Annotated in this window: 19 protein-coding genes; 8 read left to right on the top strand and 11 right to left on the bottom strand. The window is 58.6% G+C overall.

Annotation, left to right across the window (positions count from 1 at the left end):
- Positions 1-6 precede the first annotated feature (6 nt).
- Positions 7-933, top strand: coding sequence for a LysR family transcriptional regulator (locus AB3G35_RS08395; RefSeq protein WP_029611279.1), 927 nt, complete (start codon positions 7-9; stop codon positions 931-933).
- Here AB3G35_RS08395 and AB3G35_RS08390 read toward each other — a convergent pair.
- The 3 genes from AB3G35_RS08390 to AB3G35_RS08380 all read right to left on the bottom strand — a co-directional run bounded on the left by AB3G35_RS08390 (position 930) and on the right by AB3G35_RS08380 (position 3,076).
- Entirely contained in the window at positions 930-1,292 is a 363-nt protein-coding gene (locus AB3G35_RS08390) for a diacylglycerol kinase (protein ID WP_016779774.1), read from the bottom strand. The genes AB3G35_RS08395 and AB3G35_RS08390 overlap by 4 nt on opposite strands.
- Before the next feature lie 75 nt (positions 1,293-1,367).
- A complete protein-coding gene (gene erdR / locus AB3G35_RS08385; protein ID WP_016779772.1) occupies positions 1,368-2,018 on the bottom strand; it encodes a response regulator transcription factor ErdR in 651 nt (216 codons plus the stop codon).
- Between the two features lie 302 nt (positions 2,019-2,320).
- Positions 2,321-3,076 carry a tRNA-uridine aminocarboxypropyltransferase gene (locus AB3G35_RS08380; protein WP_095040798.1) on the bottom strand — a complete coding sequence of 252 codons (756 nt, stop codon included), beginning with the start codon at positions 3,074-3,076 and terminating at the stop codon, positions 2,321-2,323.
- Between the two features lie 247 nt (positions 3,077-3,323).
- Between AB3G35_RS08380 and AB3G35_RS08375 the strand changes: the two genes are divergently transcribed.
- Positions 3,324-3,734 (top strand): PA3611 family quorum-sensing-regulated virulence factor, encoded by a 411-nt coding sequence (locus AB3G35_RS08375; protein ID WP_016779770.1) that lies wholly within the window; start codon positions 3,324-3,326, stop codon positions 3,732-3,734.
- A 206-nt stretch (positions 3,735-3,940) separates the two neighbouring features.
- On the top strand, positions 3,941-5,056 hold the full coding sequence (locus AB3G35_RS08370; RefSeq protein WP_369782496.1) for a TIGR00730 family Rossman fold protein: 1,116 nt from the start codon (positions 3,941-3,943) through the stop codon (positions 5,054-5,056).
- Positions 5,057-5,259: 203 nt separating this feature from the next.
- Here AB3G35_RS08370 and recX read toward each other — a convergent pair whose 3' ends face one another.
- The 5 genes from recX to AB3G35_RS08345 all read right to left on the bottom strand — a co-directional run bounded on the left by recX (position 5,260) and on the right by AB3G35_RS08345 (position 8,849).
- The gene (recX, locus tag AB3G35_RS08365) at positions 5,260-5,727 is read right to left on the bottom strand and encodes a recombination regulator RecX (protein WP_029611278.1); all 468 of its coding nucleotides are present in this window, start codon (positions 5,725-5,727) and stop codon (positions 5,260-5,262) included.
- 8 nt (positions 5,728-5,735) lie between these two features.
- The gene (recA, locus tag AB3G35_RS08360) at positions 5,736-6,842 is read right to left on the bottom strand and encodes a recombinase RecA (RefSeq protein WP_016779767.1); all 1,107 of its coding nucleotides are present in this window, start codon (positions 6,840-6,842) and stop codon (positions 5,736-5,738) included.
- An 83-nt stretch (positions 6,843-6,925) separates the two neighbouring features.
- Positions 6,926-7,456 (bottom strand): CinA family protein, encoded by a 531-nt coding sequence (locus AB3G35_RS08355; RefSeq protein WP_187699649.1) that lies wholly within the window; start codon positions 7,454-7,456, stop codon positions 6,926-6,928.
- Between the two features lie 23 nt (positions 7,457-7,479).
- Positions 7,480-7,824, bottom strand: a complete 345-nt coding sequence (locus tag AB3G35_RS08350; RefSeq protein ID WP_016779765.1) for a phage holin family protein — start codon at positions 7,822-7,824, stop codon at positions 7,480-7,482.
- A 299-nt stretch (positions 7,825-8,123) separates the two neighbouring features.
- Positions 8,124-8,849, bottom strand: a complete 726-nt coding sequence (locus tag AB3G35_RS08345; protein WP_081481022.1) for an XRE family transcriptional regulator — start codon at positions 8,847-8,849, stop codon at positions 8,124-8,126.
- Positions 8,850-9,038: 189 nt separating this feature from the next.
- Between AB3G35_RS08345 and mutS the strand changes: the two genes are divergently transcribed.
- Complete coding sequence (mutS, locus tag AB3G35_RS08340) at positions 9,039-11,618, top strand: DNA mismatch repair protein MutS (protein ID WP_169882424.1); 2,580 nt, start codon at positions 9,039-9,041, stop codon at positions 11,616-11,618.
- A 129-nt stretch (positions 11,619-11,747) separates the two neighbouring features.
- On the top strand, positions 11,748-12,071 hold the full coding sequence (gene fdxA, locus AB3G35_RS08335; protein WP_016779762.1) for a ferredoxin FdxA: 324 nt from the start codon (positions 11,748-11,750) through the stop codon (positions 12,069-12,071).
- Positions 12,072-12,245: 174 nt separating this feature from the next.
- Here the strand turns inward: fdxA and AB3G35_RS08330 are convergent, their stop codons facing one another.
- The 3 genes from AB3G35_RS08330 to AB3G35_RS08320 form a co-directional block, all read right to left on the bottom strand.
- Positions 12,246-12,875 (bottom strand): CoA transferase subunit B, encoded by a 630-nt coding sequence (locus tag AB3G35_RS08330; RefSeq protein ID WP_086795991.1) that lies wholly within the window; start codon positions 12,873-12,875, stop codon positions 12,246-12,248.
- A gap of 2 nt (positions 12,876-12,877) precedes the next feature.
- Complete coding sequence (locus AB3G35_RS08325) at positions 12,878-13,576, bottom strand: CoA transferase subunit A (protein WP_016779760.1); 699 nt, start codon at positions 13,574-13,576, stop codon at positions 12,878-12,880.
- Positions 13,577-13,971: 395 nt separating this feature from the next.
- Positions 13,972-14,628 carry a TetR family transcriptional regulator gene (locus AB3G35_RS08320; RefSeq protein ID WP_029611277.1) on the bottom strand — a complete coding sequence of 219 codons (657 nt, stop codon included), beginning with the start codon at positions 14,626-14,628 and terminating at the stop codon, positions 13,972-13,974.
- Positions 14,629-14,893: 265 nt separating this feature from the next.
- Here AB3G35_RS08320 and AB3G35_RS08315 point away from each other — a divergent pair, with 265 nt between their 5' ends.
- Genes AB3G35_RS08315 through AB3G35_RS08305 form a run of 3 tightly spaced genes read left to right on the top strand, consistent with a single transcriptional unit; the run spans position 14,894 to position 20,658 of the window.
- A complete protein-coding gene (locus AB3G35_RS08315; RefSeq protein WP_016779758.1) occupies positions 14,894-16,045 on the top strand; it encodes an efflux RND transporter periplasmic adaptor subunit in 1,152 nt (383 codons plus the stop codon).
- Between the two features lie 3 nt (positions 16,046-16,048).
- Entirely contained in the window at positions 16,049-19,210 is a 3,162-nt protein-coding gene (locus AB3G35_RS08310; protein ID WP_016779757.1) for an efflux RND transporter permease subunit, read from the top strand.
- Positions 19,207-20,658, top strand: coding sequence for an AdeC/AdeK/OprM family multidrug efflux complex outer membrane factor (locus tag AB3G35_RS08305; RefSeq protein WP_016779756.1), 1,452 nt, complete (start codon positions 19,207-19,209; stop codon positions 20,656-20,658). The genes AB3G35_RS08310 and AB3G35_RS08305 overlap by 4 nt, the downstream gene beginning before the upstream one ends.
- Positions 20,659-20,819 lie beyond the last annotated feature (161 nt).

Here is a 20,819-nt window from a genome sequence, read left to right as displayed (position 1 = left end):
ATCGATATGCGATTTACTCTCAGACAACTCCAGGTTTTCGTCGCCGTCGCCCAACAAGAGAGCGTGTCTCGCGCTGCCGGCTTGTTGGCCCTTTCACAATCTGCGGCCAGTACCTCGATCACCGAGCTGGAGCGCCAGACCAGTTGCCAGCTGTTCGACCGTGCCGGCAAGCGCCTGAGCCTCAACGCCCTGGGCCGGCAACTGTTGCCCCAGGCTGTCGCGCTGCTGGACCAGGCCAAGGAGATCGAAGACCTGCTCAACGGCAAGTCCGGCTTCGGCTCATTGACCGTAGGCGCGACGCTGACCATCGGCAACTACCTGGCGACCCTGCTGATCGGCAGCTTTATGCAGCAGCACCCGGAAAGTCAGGTCAAGCTGGTGGTTCAGAACACGGCTCATATCGTGCAACAAGTCGCCCACTACGAAATTGATCTGGGTCTGATCGAAGGCGATTGCGCTCACCCCGATATCGAGGTGCAGAGCTGGGTCGAGGATGAACTGGTGGTGTTTTGCGCCCCACAACATCCACTGGCAGCCCGTGGTCACGCCACACTGGAAGAGCTCACCCGTGAAGCCTGGATCCTGCGTGAACAGGGCTCGGGAACGCGCCTGACCTTTGATCAGGCCATGCGCCATCATCAAACGTCGCTCAATATCCGCCTGGAGCTGGAACATACCGAGGCGATCAAGCGCGCCGTGGAATCGGGCTTGGGCATTGGCTGCATCTCACGCCTGGCGTTGCGCGACGCCTTTCGGCGCGGCAGCCTGGTAGCGGTAGAGACCCCCGAGCTGGATCTGGCCCGGCAGTTCTTCTTTATCTGGCACAAAAAGAAGTATCAGACATCCGCCATGCGCGAATTTCTGGAGCTGTGCCGCGCCTTCACCGCCGGGGTGCAGCGCAGCGACGAGATCGTACTGCCGACAATCGCTTAAAGCAGGATTACCGCCCACACCACGGCAATCATGGTCAGCACCACAAACTGGGCGGCGCTGCCCATGTCCTTGGCGTTTTTCGATAAGGGGTGCAGGTCGAGGGAAATACGGTCAACCACCGCTTCAATCGCCGAGTTCAGCAACTCGACAATCAAGGCCAGCAGGCACACGGCGATCAGCAAGGCGCGCTCGACCCGGCTCACATTGAGCAGGAAGCTCAGCGGGATCAGGATCACGTTAAGCAGCACCAGCTGCCGAAAAGCCGCCTCGCCCGTAAAGGCTGCGCGCAAACCGTCCAGCGAGTAACCGCCAGCATTCAAAATCCGTTTAAAACCGGTTTTACCCTTGAAAGGCGACATAGATAGGCAACTGCGCAAAAAATGAGAGGGGAACGCTAGTTCACGCTTCGTCAAAAAAGCGTGAAGGTTCGCAGATTAATGACTCGAAATTGATTCAAGTTGCTGCAAGAGTAGCGCGGCCTGGGTGCGCGTGCGAACCCCCAGCTTGCGGAAAATCGCCGTCACATGGGCCTTGATGGTCGCTTCCGAAACACTCAGCTCGTAGGCGATCTGTTTGTTCAGCAAGCCTTCGCAGACCATGGTCAACACCCGGAACTGCTGGGGTGTGAGGCTGGCCAGGCCTTCGCTGGCGGCCTTGGCCTCGGCCGACACCTGAACATCCTCAAACGCCTGGGGCGGCCAGGAGACATCGCCATCCAGTACGGCACGCACGGCCTTCTGAATCTCTTCCAGCGAGCTGGATTTGGGGATAAAGCCGCTGGCACCGAACTCGCGGGAGCGCACCATGATCGAGGCTTCTTCCTGGGCCGATACCATCACCACCGGGATTTGCGGGTATTGACCACGCAGCAACACCAGCCCGGAGAAACCGTAAGCACCCGGCATGTTCAAATCGAGCAGCACCAGATCCCAATCAGCCTTTACTGCCAGCTGTGTTTCAAGCTCGGCAATACTGGCGACCTCTACCAGGCGAACATCAGACCCCAGGCCAAGGCTTACGGCCTGGTGCAGGGCACTGCGAAACAGTGGATGGTCGTCGGCAATCAGGATTTCGTATGTGGCCATTGTTTAAATGATCCCGTTTTTCAGGCGAGCACTGATCAATTCCAGCACTCGCTAAGGCAACTCGAGCAAAAGCTCAAAGACTGTGCGTCAAAGGGCGCGATTTACGCGAAACGTCGGCAAATATAAGTGTTTTGACAGCTGCATAGCCGAATCGGCGCCAAGCATGCCCAGCGAAGCAAGGGTGGTCAAGTCGAAAACCTGACGCCCGGGTCCATGTGCTAGCCATTACAGCGCCATCATCGAAAAAACGGCAATGCTGCGCACTTGCATCTGTTCGAAAATTGTAGCGCTACTTCTTTAGTCTATTGAGCCCGATTCTGGGGAAGGTCTTTTACAAAAACGCCCAGTTCCTGGTGCGCCACACTGGATTCGTTCATGGGCAGCTGATTTTTCGCATCCAGATAATGCTGGCTGAAGACATCGAAATAGGCATCCAGCGCACTGGAGGCCTGGGAGTCACCAGCCAGCTCAAGGCACAGGCTGGCCACTTCAGCGGTACACAGATGCTCACTGCGGGTGGAACGGCGCAAGCGGTAGCGCGAAAGCCTTTCAGGCAGCAGGCTCAAAATGGGCAGGGAATCGAAGTACGGGCTTTTGCGAAAAATCTTGCGCGCCTCGGTCCAGGTGGCGTCCAGCAGGATAAACAGCGGGCGCTTGCTGCTGTCCAGATCCACCGTGTGCGTTACCCGCTCCGGCGCCACGTATTCGCCAGGAAATACCAGATACGGCTGCCACTGCGGGTCGGCCAGCAACGCCAGCAGTGCATCGTCGGTTTCGGTACGCGACCAGATAAAGGCAAAGTTGTCACTCACCACATCAGCGATCAACCAGCCGGTGTTGCTGGGCTTGAACACTTCCTTTTTGGTCATGACCAGGCACACACCCGAACGCGTCGTCACCCTGGGCCGCCAGTTGCACAGGCAGTGACTCTCGATCACGCGGCAAGTATGGCAACGCGGAGCACGGGAACCGCGGGCCAGGTAGGGCTTGGTGCTCTCCTCCTCACGCTCGTCTCGTAAACGGGCTACAGCATTCGGGGAAAAGGTCGTCAGGGTCATGATTTTTTACTTAAAAGGCGCCAAGCGTCCATTCGCCAGAATTGGCGCATAAACGGATTCACAATAGAAAGGCGGCCAGTTTACCAGAGGCGCGAAACCATAGCCTTTGGCATTTCCTGTGCGGTCATGCTGACCTATACTCCCGCGCCACTGAACGCACAGATAGCCGGCTTGTCCAAGGCTGCATCACTGAACGCACACATATGTGGCCGGTCCAGGCCTGGGTCACTGAAATCAGGAGAGATTCATGCTGCGCCATATCATTCCGACCGTCGCTCTAATGCTTGCACTGCCACTGGCGGCACAAGCGGCTTCTCTCAAAGATTTTGAGTTGAACAAAACCCTGCTCAAGGTTGCCGAAAAAAGCAACGAAGGCAAACCGCGCGCAATCAATGCGGACCTTTTGGATAAAGGTTTCACCGTAGACGGCACTGTCCTGATCAACAACCTGGAGGCCAGCCCGACACTGGCGGCCCAAATACGCTCCAACCCGGAACTAACCGTGCCGCAACTGGGGCGCAGCGTGTGCAGCAACGCAGGTTTCCGCACCCTGATGGCTCAAGGCGCGACGTTGCGCTACAGCTTTCGCGAGTACAAAACCAACAGCCCGGTCCTGACCCAGGATTTCCGTGCCGAAAACTGCCAGCGTAAACAGTAACACCCCTGCCGCGCCGTACCCGGTACGGCGCAGATCATGCCTGCAACTTGCGCCACCCTCGCCAAACTTCATGTACGTCAGGCAATTAGCTGTTGCCAGCCACGACATCCCGGGACCATCATCAAGGCATCGTGTTGGACACTCTGTGTCTCGGCGCCAGCCCAGGTTGCGGCGCCTTCAAGGATGTTGTGCAGAAGGAGAAGTACATGCCTGACCAATCCAATGATTCCCTGGCGCTGCATTTGCAGGAGCAGGGGCTGGATCTTGCTCATGAGGTCGACGAACAACTGCAACGGGTAGCCCCCGACAGCCCGAACCGCGCACTCTATCGCGAGATGTTGCTGACCGTGCTGCGCATGGCCCATGACGACCTTGATCGCTGGAATGCCAAGATCACCCTGCAGGCCATTCGCGAACTGGAAAAGACCTTTCGCACGCTGGAGCAGTTCAAGGGCCGACGCAAAGTCACGGTCTTCGGCTCGGCAAGAACCCCGATTGAGCACCCGCTGTATGCCCTAGCCCGGGAAATGGGGGCCGTGCTGGCAAAAGACGACATGATGGTCATCACCGGCGGCGGCGCAGGCATCATGGCCGCGGCCCATGAAGGCGCGGGCCTGGCCCACAGCCTGGGGTTCAATATCACCCTGCCATTTGAGCAACGGGCCAACCCCACCATCAATGGCACGCCCAATGTGCTGGCGTTTCACTTTTTCTTTACCCGCAAACTGTTCTTCACCAAGGAAGCCGATGCATTGGTGATGTGCCCGGGCGGGTTTGGCACGCTGGATGAAGTGCTGGAAGTGCTGACATTGATGCAGACCGGTAAAACCCCGCTGGTACCGGTGGTTTTGCTCGATGTGCCCGGCGGATCGTTTTGGCAAGGCGCACTGGACTTTATCCATAACCAACTGGAAGCCAACCACTACATTCTGCCCAACGACTTGAAGCTGATGCGCCTGGTTCACAGCGCCGAAGAGGCACTGGCTGAAATCAACCAGTTCTACAGCAACTTCCATTCAAGCCGCTGGCTGAACAAAACTTTTGTGATCCGCATGAAGAAACCCGTCAGTGCGCTGGCTCTCAAGCAGATACAACAGGATTTTGCGGACATTTGCCTTAACGATGGCTTCCACCAACAGGCTTATTGCAGCTTTGAGCATGACGACCCGAAGCTCAACCACCTCACCTGCCTGGGCTTTGCATTCAGCGGGCGTAATCAGGGACGGCTGCGCGAACTGGTCGACTTTATCAACCTGCCGCACAACTGGGCGACAGCTGACAGCGTGTCCAATGCGCAGGTGCGCGAGTCTTTGCCGGAATAAAGGCAGCAGCATTTCGTAGCAGTTGCCGAAGGGACGAGGCTACGTTCGATTGCGAAGCGATCGTAAATACGGAGTACGCGGTTTTTCTGTAAAAATGCGCGGCCTGACCTTACGACGGCTCTGCCGTCGGACGCAGCCTCGTCCCTTCGGCAGCTGCTACAAAGGCTGCCAACTCGAAGATTGAACAGTCACCGCCAACCGTTTCAGTCGTCAAACTCTCGGCCGCTTAACAGGCGGCCGATCATTTCAAGCGGATAGCCGCGATAGCTCAAGAAGCGCCCCTGGCGGGCACGCTCCTTGGCATCCACAGGCACCTGCCCGGAAAACTTGCGACGCCAGGTTTCCTCCAACCGTTCTTGCCAGTTGAAGTCACATTCGCGTAACGCCTCTTCAATATCGCCGCGCGCAAGGCCTCGCTGGCTAAGCTCTTCGCGAATACGCAAAGGGCCATAACCGGAACCGGCACGGTAGTTGATATAGCTTTCGAGATAACGGGACTCGGACAACAGCCCCTCTTCCGTGAGACGGTCAAGGGCAGCGTCGATCATGTCGGGGCAAGCGCCGCGCTGACGCAACTTGCGCGTCAGCTCGACCCGACCGTGCTCGCGTCGCGCGAGCAGGTCCATTGCAGTCCGTCGCACCGCGACGGGAGTATCCAGGACGGCAATCATGATGGCTATCAGTTATCGCCGTCGGTAGCGTTTTCCATTTCTTCGGCTTCAGCCAGTGCTGCAGCTTCTTTGGCAGCCTTGCTCATTTTTGGCATGACTTTGAGTTCTGCCAGTTCAGCGTCAGTTTTTGGCCCCAGCAGTTTTTCACGCAGCTGCTTTTCCAGCGCGTCCTTGATGTCCGGGTTATCGTCCAGGAACTTGGCGGAGTTGGCCTTGCCCTGACCGATCTTGCTGCCGTTGTAGCTGTACCAGGCGCCTGCTTTTTCAACAAAGCCATGCAACACACCCAGGTCGATCATCTCGCCATTCAGGTAGATGCCCTTGCCGTACAGGATCTGGAATTCAGCCTGACGGAACGGCGGTGCCACCTTGTTCTTGACCACTTTGACGCGGGTTTCGCTACCTACCACCACATCGCCTTCTTTCACGGCGCCAGTGCGGCGGATATCCAGACGTACCGACGCGTAGAACTTCAGGGCGTTACCACCGGTGGTGGTTTCCGGGCTGCCGAACATCACGCCGATCTTCATGCGGATCTGGTTGATGAAGATAACCAGGCAGTTGGCGTTCTTGATGTTACCGGTGATTTTACGCAGTGCTTGCGACATCAGACGGGCTTGCAGGCCAACGTGGGTATCACCCATGTCGCCTTCGATTTCAGCCTTTGGCGTCAGGGCGGCCACGGAGTCGATGATGATCACGTCAACCGCGTTGGAGCGCACCAGCATGTCGGTGATTTCCAGGGCCTGTTCGCCGGTGTCCGGCTGGGAAACCAGCAGGTCATCGACGTTTACGCCCAGCTTGGCGGCGTATTCAGGGTCAAGGGCGTGCTCGGCATCGACGAAGGCGCAGGTAGCACCGGCCTTTTGTGCCTGGGCAATCACGGACAGGGTCAGGGTGGTTTTACCCGACGACTCAGGACCGTAGATTTCAACAATACGGCCTTTTGGCAGGCCGCCAATGCCCAGCGCGATGTCCAGACCCAGCGAACCGGTGGAGATTGCCGGTACGGCCTGGCGCTCCTGGTCGCCCATCAGCATCACGGCACCCTTGCCGAATTGACGTTCGATCTGACCCAGGGCCGCAGCCAAGGCTTTCTTCTTGTTGTCGTCCATTAAAGTCCTCTCGTAATCAATAAGGCCCGACGGCCGATAACTGTATAAGTAGCCAGTATTATTCCACAGGGTTAGAAGATCGCCTACCCCTGATTTTTTATTTCTCGTACCGTTCGGCGTATTAAGCCTTCCAGGGCCGCAATCACGGTTTGCTGGCGGACTTCATCGCGGTTGCCCGCAAAGTGCCTGCGCTCGCTGGACACCTCATCGCCAGCGCCCCAGGCCAGCCACACGGTACCGACCGGCTTCTCGGGCGAACCACCACCCGGCCCGGCCACACCGCTCACCGCCACGGCAAACTGCGCCCCGCTTTGCGCCTGCGCACCGCGCACCATCGCTTCGACCACCTCGCGACTGACGGCCCCCACTTGTATGAACAAGGCCTCGGGAACCTGCAGTTGGCGGGTCTTTTGCTGGTTGGAGTAGGTCACAAACCCCGCCTCGAACCAGGCGGAGCTGCCGGCAATACGGGTGATGGCTTCGGCAATGCCGCCACCGGTACAGGACTCGGCGGTCGTCACCTGGGCATTAAGAGCCTTTAACAGCAGCCCGAGTTCAGCTGCACGTTGAGAAATCTGATCCACTGTCCTCTCCTGATCGCGGGTCCGGGTCATAACCTACACCAAAAAGCCGGGTTCTACGGCTCGATCCGCGAGTCGCCGGGCGAACCGTCGACCCCCAGCCGCTTCGCAGCCCAGCGCTGGTACAGGCTGATGGCTGCATCCGCACCTGCCAGGGCGGTCAGGCAACCCAGGGCACCGGCCGCCAAAACCGACATCCCGGCCGAGTACAGCAACATAAAGGTCGATACGCCGCACACCATGCAGGCTCCCGACCGCAACGCCAGGCGCCGCATCAGCGGCCAGCCGCTGGCGCCATCCTTGTCTGCCCGCCACATCTCGCCAAAAACGCCGCCCACCAACGCAAGGAGGATGACCAGTAAAACCGGCATTTCCAGCAAGACTTGCGGTTCATTCATCATGTGATCACTCCTGTGTCCTTATTGATAAGCGCCAATTTCCGGCCTGACTGAAACGTCATACCCCTGCCCGAGATCCATCGTTGGCGGCAATGGAACAAAGACTATGCATGTATGGATATACAGTCAATGCACCAGTGCATATATTTATTCGCACAATTTCAACAAGCCGGCCAGGACCTGCAAATACGGTGGGAATTGTCTGCTTGATGGCGTAGCCAATACTGCTGCGGGAGCGAGCCTGCTCACGAAGGATTGTTCGCGAGCAGGCTGGCTCCCGCAGGATTTTCAGAATCTTGTGGCTAGCGGGCGTACATGCCCCACCAGAAGACATGACCGAGAATGACCAGCTGTTCATCCTCCAGATCGTTGTAGGCGTAATCCTCATCCGGGAACTCGTCGCGGTTGAAGCTGCGCAAACGAATGCCGCCCGCCAGGCGATACAACTGTTTGACCCGTAGCTGGCCGTTATGATTGACCGCATACAGGTCGCCATCAATGACTTCGTCCAGCGTGCGCTTGCCCGCATTGACCCCCACCGTTGCGCCATCGCGCAGCACTGGCAGCATACTGTCGCCGCGTACGGTCACGCACTTGGCATGATCGAACTCCACACCGTTATGGCGCAGGCTGCGCTTGCCGAAACGCAACTTGGCGCGTTCGCTCTCTTCAATGGCAAAGCGCCCTGAGCCGGCGGCCAGTTCAACCTGACGCAGAAACGGAATGGACACTTCATCGTCCGCCACTGGGGTGTCGTCATCCCACAGGCAAATATCACGCAGCTCTGGGTGACATAGCTCGATTTCTGACACACGCACATCGTCCCGCCCGCGCAGGCGATCGGTACTGATGTGGAAGTACTCGGCGATTTTGGAGATATGCCTGTCGGAAGGATCGGCAATCTTGCCGCTCAAAATCCGCGACAACGTAGGTTGCGGCACCCCGGTGCTGCGGTGCAGCGTCATCGCACTGATGCCGTGCCGGGCCAGCAGCTCTTTAAGGACGGTTGAAACAGTTCGTTTGGACATGGCGGCAATAGTGCTGGCCGTGTTTATTGATGGCAAATGCTATTTCTTCTATTTATAGCAACGTGTCAGTGCGCCCGGTGCGCACCTGTAGATGCAGGGGGCTGGCATGTTAACCTTGCGCCCATTGCGAAAACCTCAGGCCACGCGCCTGCCTTTCCCCCACTTCTGAACGAATCCGCCCAAGCCCTGATGAGTAAAAATACCTCCGACCTGTCCAGCCACACGCCGATGATGCAGCAGTACTGGCGCCTGAAGAACCAGCACCCTGACCAGCTGATGTTCTATCGCATGGGCGATTTCTACGAGATCTTCTACGAAGACGCGAAGAAAGCCGCCAAGTTGCTGGATATCACCCTCACGGCACGCGGCCAGTCTGCCGGCCAGGCGATTCCGATGTGCGGGATCCCTTATCATGCGGCCGAAGGCTATCTGGCCAAGCTGGTCAAGCTGGGCGAGTCGGTGGTGATCTGCGAGCAGGTCGGCGACCCGGCCACCAGTAAAGGCCCGGTTGAGCGTCAGGTAGTTCGTATCATCACCCCGGGCACCGTGAGTGACGAGGCGCTGATGGATGAGCGTCGCGACAACCTGATTGCCGCCGTACTGGGCGATGAGCGCCTGTTTGGCCTCGCCGTGCTGGATATCACCAGCGGCAATTTCTCGGTGCTGGAGATCAAGGGCTGGGAAAACCTGCTGGCCGAGCTTGAGCGCATCAACCCGGTCGAGCTGATGATCCCGGATGACTGGCCGCAAGGCTTGCCTGCGGAAAAACGTCGTGGCGTTCGTCGCCGTGCGCCGTGGGACTTTGAGCGCGACTCTGCGCTCAAAAGCCTGTGCCAGCAATTCTCGACCCAGGACCTCAAGGGCTTTGGCTGCGAAAACCTGACCCTGGCCATTGGCGCGGCCGGTTGCCTGCTCAGCTACGCCAAGGAAACCCAGCGCACTGCTCTGCCCCATTTGCGCAGCCTGCGCCATGAGCGCCTGGACGACACCGTGGTGCTCGACGGTGCCAGCCGCCGCAATCTGGAACTGGACACCAACCTGGCCGGTGGCCGCGACAACACCCTGCAATCGGTGGTCGACCGCTGCCAGACCTCGATGGGCAGCCGCTTGCTGACCCGCTGGTTGAACCGCCCGCTGCGCGATTTGAGCGTGCTGCTGGCACGCCAGTCGTCGATCACTTGCCTGCTCGATGGCTATCGCTTTGAAAAGCTGCAGCCTCAGCTCAAGGAAATCGGCGATCTGGAGCGGATTCTCGCCCGTATCGGCCTGCGCAATGCCCGCCCGCGCGACCTGGCACGGCTGCGCGATGCCCTGAACGCATTGCCGGAACTGCAAGACGCCATGCTCGGCCTGGAAGCGCCGCATTTGCAGCAACTGGCTATCATCACCAGCACTTATCCCGAGCTGGGCGCCCTGCTGGAAAAAGCCATCAATGACAACCCGCCAGCGGTGATCCGTGATGGCGGTGTACTGAAAACCGGCTATGACGCCGAGCTGGATGAGCTGCAAGCCCTGAGCGAAAACGCCGGCCAGTTCCTGATTGACCTCGAGGCTCGGGAAAAGGCCCGCACCGGGTTGTCCAACCTCAAGGTCGGTTACAACCGCGTCCACGGTTACTTTATCGAGCTGCCAAGCAAACAGGCCGAGCAGGCACCGGCCGATTACATCCGGCGCCAGACGCTCAAGGGCGCCGAGCGCTTTATCACCCCGGAACTCAAAGCCTTCGAAGACAAAGCCCTTTCAGCGAAAAGCCGTGCCCTGGCCCGCGAGAAGATGCTGTATGAGGCCCTGCTCGAAGAAATGATCGGCCACCTTGCCCCGCTGCAAGACACCGCTGCCGCACTGGCCGAGCTGGATGTGTTGAGCAACCTGGCCGAGCGGGCGCTGAACCTGGACCTGAACTGCCCGCGCTTTGTTGAAGAGCCGTGCATGCGTATCAGCCAGGGTCGCCACCCGGTGGTCGAGCAGGTACTGACCACGCCGTTTGTGGCCAACGACCTGGGGCTGGACGACAACACCCGCATGCTGGTGATCACCGGTCCTAACATGGGCGGTAAATCGACCTACATGCGCCAAACCGCATTGATCGTGCTGCTGGCCCATATCGGCAGTTTTGTACCGGCGGCCAGCTGTGAACTGTCGCTGGTGGACCGCATCTTCACCCGGATCGGCTCCAGCGATGACCTGGCTGGTGGCCGTTCGACCTTTATGGTCGAGATGAGCGAAACCGCCAATATCTTGCACAATGCCACCGAACGCAGCCTGGTGCTGATGGACGAAGTGGGCCGCGGCACCAGCACATTCGACGGTTTGTCGCTGGCCTGGGCTGCGGCAGAACGTCTCGCCCAATTGCGCGCCTACACCCTGTTTGCCACGCACTACTTCGAGCTGACGGTACTGCCCGAGAACGAGCCGCTGGTCGCCAACGTGCATTTGAGCGCGACCGAGCACAACGAACGCATCGTGTTCCTGCACCATGTGCTGCCAGGCCCGGCCAGCCAGAGCTATGGCCTGGCCGTGGCGCAACTGGCGGGCGTACCGAGTGAAGTTATCCGCCGCGCCCGCGAGCATTTGAGCCGCCTGGAGACCACCAGCCTGCCCCATGAAATGCCACCTGCCAAGCCCGGCAAAAAGCCTGCGCCGCAGCAAAGCGACCTGTTTGCCAGCCTGCCGCACCCGGTGCTGGACGACCTTTCCAGGCTGGATCTGGACAACATGACGCCACGTAAAGCGCTTGATTTGCTCTACACATTAAAGACACGCCTTTAAAAGCTGCTAGAATCGCGCGCGGTTCGGGATGCTACTGACCTTTTAGCCTGGTCTTTAGATATCACTCCCGAACCCGGCGAACCCGTTCTGGAAGGGCTTCGCTGCCGCCGCCTGAGGAGAGAATTAGAAATGACCTTCGTCGTCACCGACAACTGCATCAAGTGCAAGTACACCGACTGCGTAGAAGTCTGTCCGGTGGACTGCTTTTACGAAGGCCCGAACTTCCTGGTGATTCACCCGGATGAGTGCATTGATTGCGCGCTTTGTGAGCCTGAATGCCCTGCACAGGCGATCTTCTCTGAAGATGAAGTACCTGCCGGCATGGAGAACTTCATTCAGTTGAACGTCGAGCTGGCTGAAATCTGGCCAAACATCACTGAACGCAAAGACCCTCTGCCGGACGCGGCCGAGTGGGATGGCAAACCAGGCAAGATCGTCGACCTGGAACGCTGATTCACGTTTAAGCAAAAAGCCCCGTCTCCTGCGAGCCGGGGCTTTTTGCGTTTTAAAGCGCCACAAAACCTGTGGGAGCTGGCTTGCCTGCGATGCAGGCGCTTCGGTCTGCCAGACCAACCGCGGCGATGCCGTCGCGAGCAAGCCCGCTCCCACCAAAGGCCCAGTTAATATTCAGTCGTTGATTGCGCAGCCTGTAGCCTCTTGAAGCTGCTCGCGGGTTACGCCCGCCGCCAGTTCAACCAGCTTGAGCCCCTGCCCGGTGACATCCAGCACCGCCAGGTCGGTAATGATGCGGTCAACCACGCCCACGCCGGTCAGCGGCAAGTCGCACTGCCTGAGCAGTTTATGAACGCCGCCCTTGGCCGTGTGCTCCATCAGCACCACCACGCGCTTGACCCCGGCCACCAGGTCCATCGCCCCGCCCATGCCCTTGACCATCTTGCCGGGGATCATCCAGTTGGCCAGGTCGCCCTTCTCGGACACCTGCATCGCCCCCAGAATCGACAAGTTGATATGACCGCCGCGAATCATCGCGAACGAGTCGGCACTATTGAAAAAACTACTGCCCGGCAAGGTGGTGATGGTTTGCTTACCGGCGTTGATCAGGTCGGCATCCACCTCATCCTCTGTGGGAAACGGGCCAATACCCAACAGGCCATTTTCACTTTGCAGCCACACATCCATGCCTTCAGGAATGTAGTTGGCCACCAGGGTAGGTAAACCGATACCGAGGTTGACGTAGAAACCGTCCTGCAGTTCTTGAGCGGCGCGCTGCGCCATTTCTTCACGAGTCCAGGCCATGGTCAGGCGCTCCGCACAGTGCGATGTTCGATACGTTTTTGCGGCGTGGCGTTGAGCACCAGCCGTTGCACGTAGATCCCGGGCAAATGCACCTGATCAGGCTCGATCTGGCCGATTTCAACAATCTCTTCCACTTCCACCACACAGACCCTGGCCGCCATCGCCGCCAGCGGGTTGAAGTTGCGCGCGGTCTTGTTGAACAGCAGGTTGCCGGACTTGTCGGCTTTCCAGGCCTTGACCAGGGCCACGTCGGCGCGCAGCGAGCGCTCCATGACATACCACTCGCCATCGAACTCACGGGTTTCCTTGCCTTCGGCCACCAGGGTGCCGTAGCCGGTCTTGGTGAAGAATGCCGGGATACCCGCCCCGCCTGCCCGCAGCTTCTCGGCGAGGGTACCCTGGGGGGTGAACTCCAGTTCAAGTTCGCCGGCCAGGTACTGACGCTCGAACTCTTTGTTCTCGCCTACATAGGAAGAAATCATTTTGCGGATCTGGCGCGTTTCCAGCAGTTGCCCCAGGCCAAAACCGTCGACCCCGGCGTTGTTGCTGATCACCGTCAATTCACGCTTGCCGGTGTCGCGCAAGGCACCGATCAGCGCCTCCGGAATACCGCACAAGCCAAAGCCACCCACAGCCAGGGTCATGCCATCCTCAACCAGCCCCTGCAACGCGGATTCAGCACTCGAGTAAATCTTGTTCACCTGTTATTCCTCGAATTGCCCACGACACACCACACCATCGCGGTCGGTTTGCTTCAGTCGGAAGGAGGCTTACACCTTGGCAGCCACCCTCTACCCGACTCTGGCAGCTCTGGCGAGTGGCCAAAGCACTGCTCAAGTGTAGGGGATGACGACGCAGGAAGGAGGAATTGGGAAGTGAGTTACAGGGAAAGATGTAGAAGCCTTGCGGCCTTTCAACCGCTGTGCCAATAGCTTATTTACCGCGGTCTGCAGGGCCATTCACTAAACGATCACAATTTAGCTACAAAATACTTAGCTCGCTAACTTTAAACCCGCGGGCCAGACGTATATAAATGCCGAGTGCCATTAATTGGCCCAGAAGGCAAAATCTTCACTCGCCTTATTGCTTGAGCCTACTAGACTCCCTCTCGGATATTGCCGCAGATTCGCAAGGACGGGCTTAAACGCAGCATATCCAGGGCAGTATCGACCCAGGACTCAGCCCCCTGGTAGAGATCGAAACTGTCGGGAACCAGGAGCCATTGTCCGAGAATTCCGTCGATATAGGCATGCAGACTGATAGCAGCGCGGCGCACATCCAGCGTTTCAGGGAGTTGTTGACGGTGAATGGCATTGCTCAGGGCCAACTCGATCCTGCTGTTGCAATCGACCATCGCGACCTGGCGCTGAGCCCGAAAATCACACATTTCGTCTGTGAATTCGCACTTATGAAACAGAATTTCATTGATACGCCGGGTTTTTGGATCGATGGCAACCTGGCGAAACAAATGGATCAGCAATTGGCGCGTGCAGCCGAGCGGATCAATCTCGTTCTGATTTTCACTGGCCTTGGCCAGCTCATCCAGGGGTTCATGCAGGCTGTCGAGCATGGCCTGCACCAGTTCGGCCTTGTTGCTGAAGTGCCAGTAAATCGCACCACGGGTGACACCTGCCAACGTGGCGATATCGGCCAGCGTCGTGCGCGCAACCCCTCGCTCGTAAAAGGCCTGCTCGGCCGCGGCGAGGATTTTGCTCCGGGTCTCAAGAGCTTCTTCTTTGGTACGACGCACCATGGCAATAAAAACCTCAATCAGGAGGATTCGGGCGGTTTCAATCACACGTCCGAACCAACATCGGGTGGCGTTTGTTGTGCCTTATCCCGGTCTGCTACACGCTTGAAAAATGGCGCTGAAGTCACTGGCGAGAGTCGCTCCCGCTATTTACAAACAGCCATGAATGTAAGTATATTCCTTAGCAAGCTATTTATCCACCCGGAACAGCTTTCTATACCTTTCCACTATTCTTGTGCGCTTTCGCGTGCCTGACCCGAGGATCTTCATGCAATTCAAGCCAGCTGTTACCGCTCTGGTTGCTGCCATCGCCCTTGCTTCGCTGCTCAGCGGATGCAAAAAGGAAGAGGCAGCACCTGCCCCGCAAATCCCTCAGGTCGGCGTTGTCACGCTGAAAACCCAACCCTTTACCTTGACCACTGATCTGCCAGGTCGTACCGCGTCCTATCGTTCGGCAGAAGTGCGCCCGCAGGTAAACGGCATCATCCTCAAGCGCTTCTTTAAAGAAGGCAGTGACGTCAAGATCGGCCAGCAGCTGTATCAAATCGATCCGGCCATCTATGAAAGCGCCGTACTCAGCGCCCGCGCAACCTTACAATCGGCCAAATCCCTGGCTGAGCGCTACAAGCAATTGGTCGCAGAGCAAGCCGTAAGCCGCCAGGAATACGACAACGCTCAAGCCGCCCGCCTTGAAGCTGAAGCTGCACTGAACACCGCCCAGGTCAACCTGCGCTACACCAAGGTGCTGGCACCGCTGACCGGTCGTATCGGTCGCTCGCTGTACACCGAAGGTGCACTGGTCACCAGTGGCCAGGCCAACGCATTGGCCGTGATCACCCAACTGGACCCGATCTACGTTGACGTGACCCAGTCCTCGGTAGAAATGCTCGAACTGCGCCGCGATCTGGCCAGTGGCCGCTTGAAGAAGGCCGGAGAAAATGCCGCCAAGGTCAAGCTGACCCTGCCGGACGGCAGCGAGTACGGCCAGGAAGGTCGCCTTGAGTTCGCCGAAGTCTCGGTTGACGAGACCACCGGCTCCGTAACCCTGCGTGCCGTGTTCCCGAACCCGGATGAAACCCTGTTGCCGGGCATGTTTGTCCACGCACAGCTGGAAGCGGGCATCGACAGCAATGCGATCCTGGCACCGCAAATCGGCGTGACCCACAACCTCAAGGGCCAACCGACCGCGATGATCGTCGGGCCGGACAACAAGGTTGAACTGCGTGTGCTGCAAGCCTCGCGCACCGTTGGCAGCAACTGGCTGGTTGAGAAAGGCCTGAACCCTGGCGACCGCCTGATTACTGATGGCCTGCAATTCATCAAGCCTGGCATTGAAGTCAAGATCATGGACAAGCCACAAGGCGAAACCCCGGCATCTGCCCCGGCAACAGAAAAAGCTGCAGGCAGTAAAGGGGAGTAAACCATGTCGAAATTTTTTATCGACCGTCCGATTTTCGCCTGGGTTATAGCCCTGGTGATCATGCTGGTCGGGGCTCTATCGATCCTCAAGTTGCCGATCAACCAGTACCCGAGCATCGCACCGCCGGCCATCTCGATCTCCGTGACCTACCCGGGCGCTTCGGCGCAAACCGTGCAGGACACCGTGGTCCAGGTGATCGAGCAACAGCTCAACGGTATCGACCACCTGCGTTATGTGTCATCGGAAAGTAACTCCGACGGCAGCATGAGCATCACCGCCACATTCGAGCAAGGCACTGACCCTGACACCGCACAGGTCCAGGTACAGAACAAGCTCAACCTGGCGACCCCCCTGCTACCGCAAGAGGTACAGCAGCAAGGTATCCGTGTAACCAAGGCAGTGAAAAACTTCCTGATGGTTATTGGCGTGGTGTCTGAAAACGGCAGCATGAACAAGGACGACCTGTCCAACTACATCGTTTCCAACATGCAGGACCCGATCTCCCGTACCGAAGGTGTGGGCGACTTCCAGGTGTTCGGCGCCCAGTACGCCATGCGTATCTGGCTCGATCCGGTCAAGCTGAACAAGTACAACCTGACGCCGGTGGACGTTAAGTCGGCCATCAGCGCACAGAACGTGCAGGTGTCCTCCGGGCAGCTGGGCGGCCTGCCTGCCGTCAAGGGTCAGGAGCTGAACGCGACCATCATCGGCAAAACCCGTCTGCAAACGGCTGAAGAGTTCAAGAAGATCCTGCTCAAGGTCAACACCGACGGCTCCCAGGTACGCCTGAGCGATGTCGCAGATGTTGCCCTGGGTGGTGAAAACTACAGCGTCAGCGCGCAATTCAACGGTAAACCGGCATCGGGTATCGCGATCAAGCTGGCCCCGGGCTCGAACGCCCTGGACACGGCAAAGGCATTGCGTGAAACCATCAACGGCCTGGAGCCCTTCTTCCCGGAAGGCATGAAAGTCGTTTACCCGTACGACACCACGCCTGTGGTTTCGGCCTCGATCGAAGGTGTGGTGCACACCCTGGTCGAAGCTGTTGTCCTGGTGTTCCTGGTGATGTTCCTGTTCCTGCAAAACTTCCGCGCCACCATCATCACCACGATGACAGTTCCGGTTGTACTGCTGGGTACCTTCGGGATCCTGGCCGCTGCAGGCTTCAGCATCAACACCCTGACCATGTTCGGTATGGTACTGGCCATCGGCTTGCTGGTGGACGATGCGATCGTGGTGGTTGAAAACGTTGAGCGGGTCATGTCCGAAGAGGGACTGCCGCCCAAGGAAGCCACCAAGAAATCCATGGAGCAGATCCAGGGTGCCCTGGTGGGTATTGCCCTGGTACTGTCGGCGGTATTGCTGCCGATGGCCTTCTTCAGCGGCTCCACGGGTGTGATCTATCGCCAGTTCTCGATCACTATCGTTTCGGCGATGGGCCTGTCGGTACTGGTTGCCCTGATCTTCACCCCGGCCCTGTGCGCCACCATGCTCAAGCCGATCCAGAAGGGTGATCACGGCGAGAACAAGCGCGGTTTCTTCGGCTGGTTCAACCGCACCTTCGACAATGGCGTAAAGCGCTATGAAAAAGGTGTCGGCAGCATTCTGCGTCACAAGGCTCCGTACCTGCTGGCTTATGTGCTGATTGTGGTTGGCATGGTGTTCCTGTTCACCCGTATCCCTACCTCCTTCCTCCCGGAAGAAGACCAGGGCGTACTGTTTGCACAGGTTCAAACACCTGCGGGCACCACTGCAGAACGCACACAGCAAGTGATCGACCGGATGCGTGAATACCTGCTGGCCGATGAGTCGGGCGCTGTGTCTTCGGTGTTTACCGTGAACGGCTTCAACTTCGCCGGCCGTGGCCAGAGCTCTGGCCTGGCGTTCATCATGCTCAAGCCGTGGGGCGAGCGCGATTCGGACAACAGTGTATTTGCACTGGCTGCACGGGCGCAGAAGGTGTTCTCCAGCTACCGCGATGCAATGGTGTTCGCCTTTGCCCCGCCTGCTGTAATGGAACTGGGTAACGCCACCGGTTTCGACGTATACCTGCAAGACCGCTCCGGCATTGGCCACGAGAAACTGATGGCTGCGCGCAATCAGTTCCTGGGGATGGCGGCTCAGAGCAAGATCCTGGCGGGCGTACGTCCGAACGGTCTGAACGATGAACCGCAATACAAGCTGCTGATCGACGATGAGGCTGCTCGCGCCCTGGGCCTGAGCATTTCGGACATCAACAACACCCTGTCCATTGGTCTGGGTGCCAGTTATGTCAACGACTTCATCGACCACGGCCGGGTCAAAAAGGTTTTCCTGCAAGGCGAAGCTGACTCGCGGATGAACCCCGAAGACCTGAAGAAGTGGTATGTGCGCAACGATCAGGGAACCATGGTGCCGTTCTCGGCCTTCGCCAAGGGCGAGTGGATCTACGGCCCACCCAAGCTGTCGCGCTACAACGGCGTAGAAGCGATGGAAATTCTCGGCGCTCCGGCACCGGGCTATACCAGCGGTCAAGCCATGGCTGAAGTCGAAGCCCTGGCCAAGAAGCTGCCAGCAGGTGTCGGTATTTCCTGGACGGGGTTGTCTTACGAGGAACGTCTGTCAGGTTCGCAAGCGCCTGCCCTGTACGCTATTTCCTTGCTGATGGTGTTCCTGTGCCTTGCAGCACTGTACGAAAGCTGGTCGATCCCGATTGCGGTAATGCTGGTCGTACCACTGGGGATCATCGGTGCGCTTATGGCCACCAGCCTGCGCGGGTTGTCCAACGACGTGTACTTCCAGGTGGGCTTGCTTACGACCATCGGTCTGGCCTCGAAAAACGCCATTCTGATCGTCGAATTTGCCAAGGAACTGCATGAGCAGGGACGAAGCCTGGTGGATGCTGCGATCGAGGCGTGCCGCATGCGTCTGCGTCCGATCATCATGACCTCCCTGGCGTTCGTACTGGGTGTGGTTCCACTGGCCATCTCCACGGGCGCAGGTTCGGGCAGCCAGCACGCTATTGGTACCGGTGTTATCGGTGGCATGATCACCGCCACCGTACTGGCCGTGTTCTGGGTACCGCTGTTCTTTGTGGCCGTATCGTCCATTGGCGGCGGCAAGAATAAAGACACGGAAAAGAAAGTGGATCTGACTAAAACTCCAAACCAAGAGGCTGGCCAATGAGCAAGTCGCTTCTCGCAGTAGCTGTTGCGGCGTTTACGCTCGGCGGCTGCTCGCTGATCCCCGACTACCAGCGCCCTGAAGCGCCGGTAGCGGCGCAGTACCCGCAAGGCCCGGCCTACTCGCCAACCGAGGCGGCCAGCAAGGCCGCCGCGGAACAGGGCTGGCGCCAGTTTTTCCATGATCCGGCACTGCAACAGCTGATCCAGACCGCGCTGGTCAACAACCGCGACCTGCGGGTCGCGGCGCTGAACATTGACGCCTATGCCGCGCAGTACCGTATCCAGCGCGCTGATCTGTTCCCGGCGGTTTCGGCCTCTGGCAGCGGTAGCCGTCAACGTACGCCAGCCAACATGTCGCAAACCGGCGAGTCGAGCATCACCAGCTCTTATTCGGCGACCCTTGGGGTCAGCGCGTATGAACTGGACCTGTTTGGCCGGGTTCGCAGCCTGAGCGATCAGGCGTTGCAGAACTACTTTGCAACCGAAGAAGCCCGACGCAGCACCCAGATCAGTCTGGTGGCCAGTGTCGCCAATGCCTACCTGACCTGGCAGGCTGACAAGGAACTGCTCAAGCTCACCGAAGACACCCTCAAGGCGTTTGACGAGAGCTACAAGCTCACCCTGCGCAGCAATGAAGTGGGTGTGGCTTCGGCCCTGGAAGTCAGCCAGTCGCGTACCTCGGTGGAAAACGCCAAGGTCCAGCTGGCCCGCTACACACGTCAGGTGGCGCAAGACCAGAACAGCCTCGCGCTGCTACTGGGCAGCACCATCCCGGACAACCTGCCGGCGGCTCAACCGCTGGCAGCCGACCTGTTGAGCGAAGTACCGGCGGGCTTGCCATCGGACTTGCTGCAACGTCGCCCGGACATTCTCGAAGCCGAGCACAAGTTGCTGGCCGCCAACGCCAACATTGGCGCGGCGCGGGCAGCGTTCTTCCCGAGCATCAGCCTCACGGCCAATGCCGGGACCTTGAGCCCCGACCTGTCGGGCCTGTTCAAGGGTGGCTCGGGCACCTGGCTGTTCTCGCCGCAAATCAACCTGCCGATTTTCAACGCAGGGGCTTTGCGCGCCAGCCTGGACTACGCGAAGATCCAGAAAGAAATCACCGTTTCTCAGTATGAGAAAACGATCCAGACCGCCTTCCAGGAAGTTTCTGACGGCCTGGCAGCACGTCAAACCTACAACCAGCAGTTGCAGGCCCAGACCGACTTCGTCAACGCCAACCAGGATTACTACCGGTTGGCCGAGCGTCGCTATCGGATTGGCATCGACAGCAACCTGACCTTCCTCGATGCCCAGCGCTCGTTGTTCAGCGCGCAGCAATCGTTGATCACCGACCGTCTCTCGCAGTTGACCAGTGAAGTCACGCTGTACAAGGCGTTGGGTGGTGGCTGGTATGAGCAGACCGGGCAAAACCGCCCGGTTTCGGATCAGCCGCCGAAGGCCTGATGCGTATCGGTTAAACAACAAACCCGCCTTATGGCGGGTTTGTTGTTTCAGGCCAGGGATGCAGATTGATCTGTAGCCGCTGCCGAGGTACGAGGCTGCGATCGATTGCGAAGCGATCGCAGATCCTGTGTCAGGTTGTTAGCTGGCACACCGCACAACCT

Origin of the sequence: Pseudomonas sp. WC2401 (assembly GCF_041200115.1) — a bacterium.
Classification (GTDB): Bacteria; Pseudomonadota; Gammaproteobacteria; order Pseudomonadales; family Pseudomonadaceae; genus Aquipseudomonas; species Aquipseudomonas fragi.
This window is presented reverse-complemented; position numbering and strand designations above follow the sequence as displayed.

What these genes read in the sequence shown, in the direction of transcription:
- AB3G35_RS08395 (WP_029611279.1), top strand. Translation starts at nt 7, where the DNA reads ATGCGATTTACTCTCAGACAACTCCAGGTTTTCGTCGCCGTCGCCCAA.
- AB3G35_RS08390 (WP_016779774.1), bottom strand. Translation starts at nt 1,292, where the DNA reads ATGTCGCCTTTCAAGGGTAAAACCGGTTTTAAACGGATTTTGAATGCT.
- erdR (WP_016779772.1), bottom strand. Translation starts at nt 2,018, where the DNA reads ATGGCCACATACGAAATCCTGATTGCCGACGACCATCCACTGTTTCGC.
- AB3G35_RS08380 (WP_095040798.1), bottom strand. Translation starts at nt 3,076, where the DNA reads ATGACCCTGACGACCTTTTCCCCGAATGCTGTAGCCCGTTTACGAGAC.
- AB3G35_RS08375 (WP_016779770.1), top strand. Translation starts at nt 3,324, where the DNA reads ATGCTGCGCCATATCATTCCGACCGTCGCTCTAATGCTTGCACTGCCA.
- AB3G35_RS08370 (WP_369782496.1), top strand. Translation starts at nt 3,941, where the DNA reads ATGCCTGACCAATCCAATGATTCCCTGGCGCTGCATTTGCAGGAGCAG.
- recX (WP_029611278.1), bottom strand. Translation starts at nt 5,727, where the DNA reads ATGATTGCCGTCCTGGATACTCCCGTCGCGGTGCGACGGACTGCAATG.
- recA (WP_016779767.1), bottom strand. Translation starts at nt 6,842, where the DNA reads ATGGACGACAACAAGAAGAAAGCCTTGGCTGCGGCCCTGGGTCAGATC.
- AB3G35_RS08355 (WP_187699649.1), bottom strand. Translation starts at nt 7,456, where the DNA reads ATGACCCGGACCCGCGATCAGGAGAGGACAGTGGATCAGATTTCTCAA.
- AB3G35_RS08350 (WP_016779765.1), bottom strand. Translation starts at nt 7,824, where the DNA reads ATGATGAATGAACCGCAAGTCTTGCTGGAAATGCCGGTTTTACTGGTC.
- AB3G35_RS08345 (WP_081481022.1), bottom strand. Translation starts at nt 8,849, where the DNA reads ATGTCCAAACGAACTGTTTCAACCGTCCTTAAAGAGCTGCTGGCCCGG.
- mutS (WP_169882424.1), top strand. Translation starts at nt 9,039, where the DNA reads ATGAGTAAAAATACCTCCGACCTGTCCAGCCACACGCCGATGATGCAG.
- fdxA (WP_016779762.1), top strand. Translation starts at nt 11,748, where the DNA reads ATGACCTTCGTCGTCACCGACAACTGCATCAAGTGCAAGTACACCGAC.
- AB3G35_RS08330 (WP_086795991.1), bottom strand. Translation starts at nt 12,875, where the DNA reads ATGGCCTGGACTCGTGAAGAAATGGCGCAGCGCGCCGCTCAAGAACTG.
- AB3G35_RS08320 (WP_029611277.1), bottom strand. Translation starts at nt 14,628, where the DNA reads ATGGTGCGTCGTACCAAAGAAGAAGCTCTTGAGACCCGGAGCAAAATC.
- AB3G35_RS08315 (WP_016779758.1), top strand. Translation starts at nt 14,894, where the DNA reads ATGCAATTCAAGCCAGCTGTTACCGCTCTGGTTGCTGCCATCGCCCTT.
- AB3G35_RS08310 (WP_016779757.1), top strand. Translation starts at nt 16,049, where the DNA reads ATGTCGAAATTTTTTATCGACCGTCCGATTTTCGCCTGGGTTATAGCC.
- AB3G35_RS08305 (WP_016779756.1), top strand. Translation starts at nt 19,207, where the DNA reads ATGAGCAAGTCGCTTCTCGCAGTAGCTGTTGCGGCGTTTACGCTCGGC.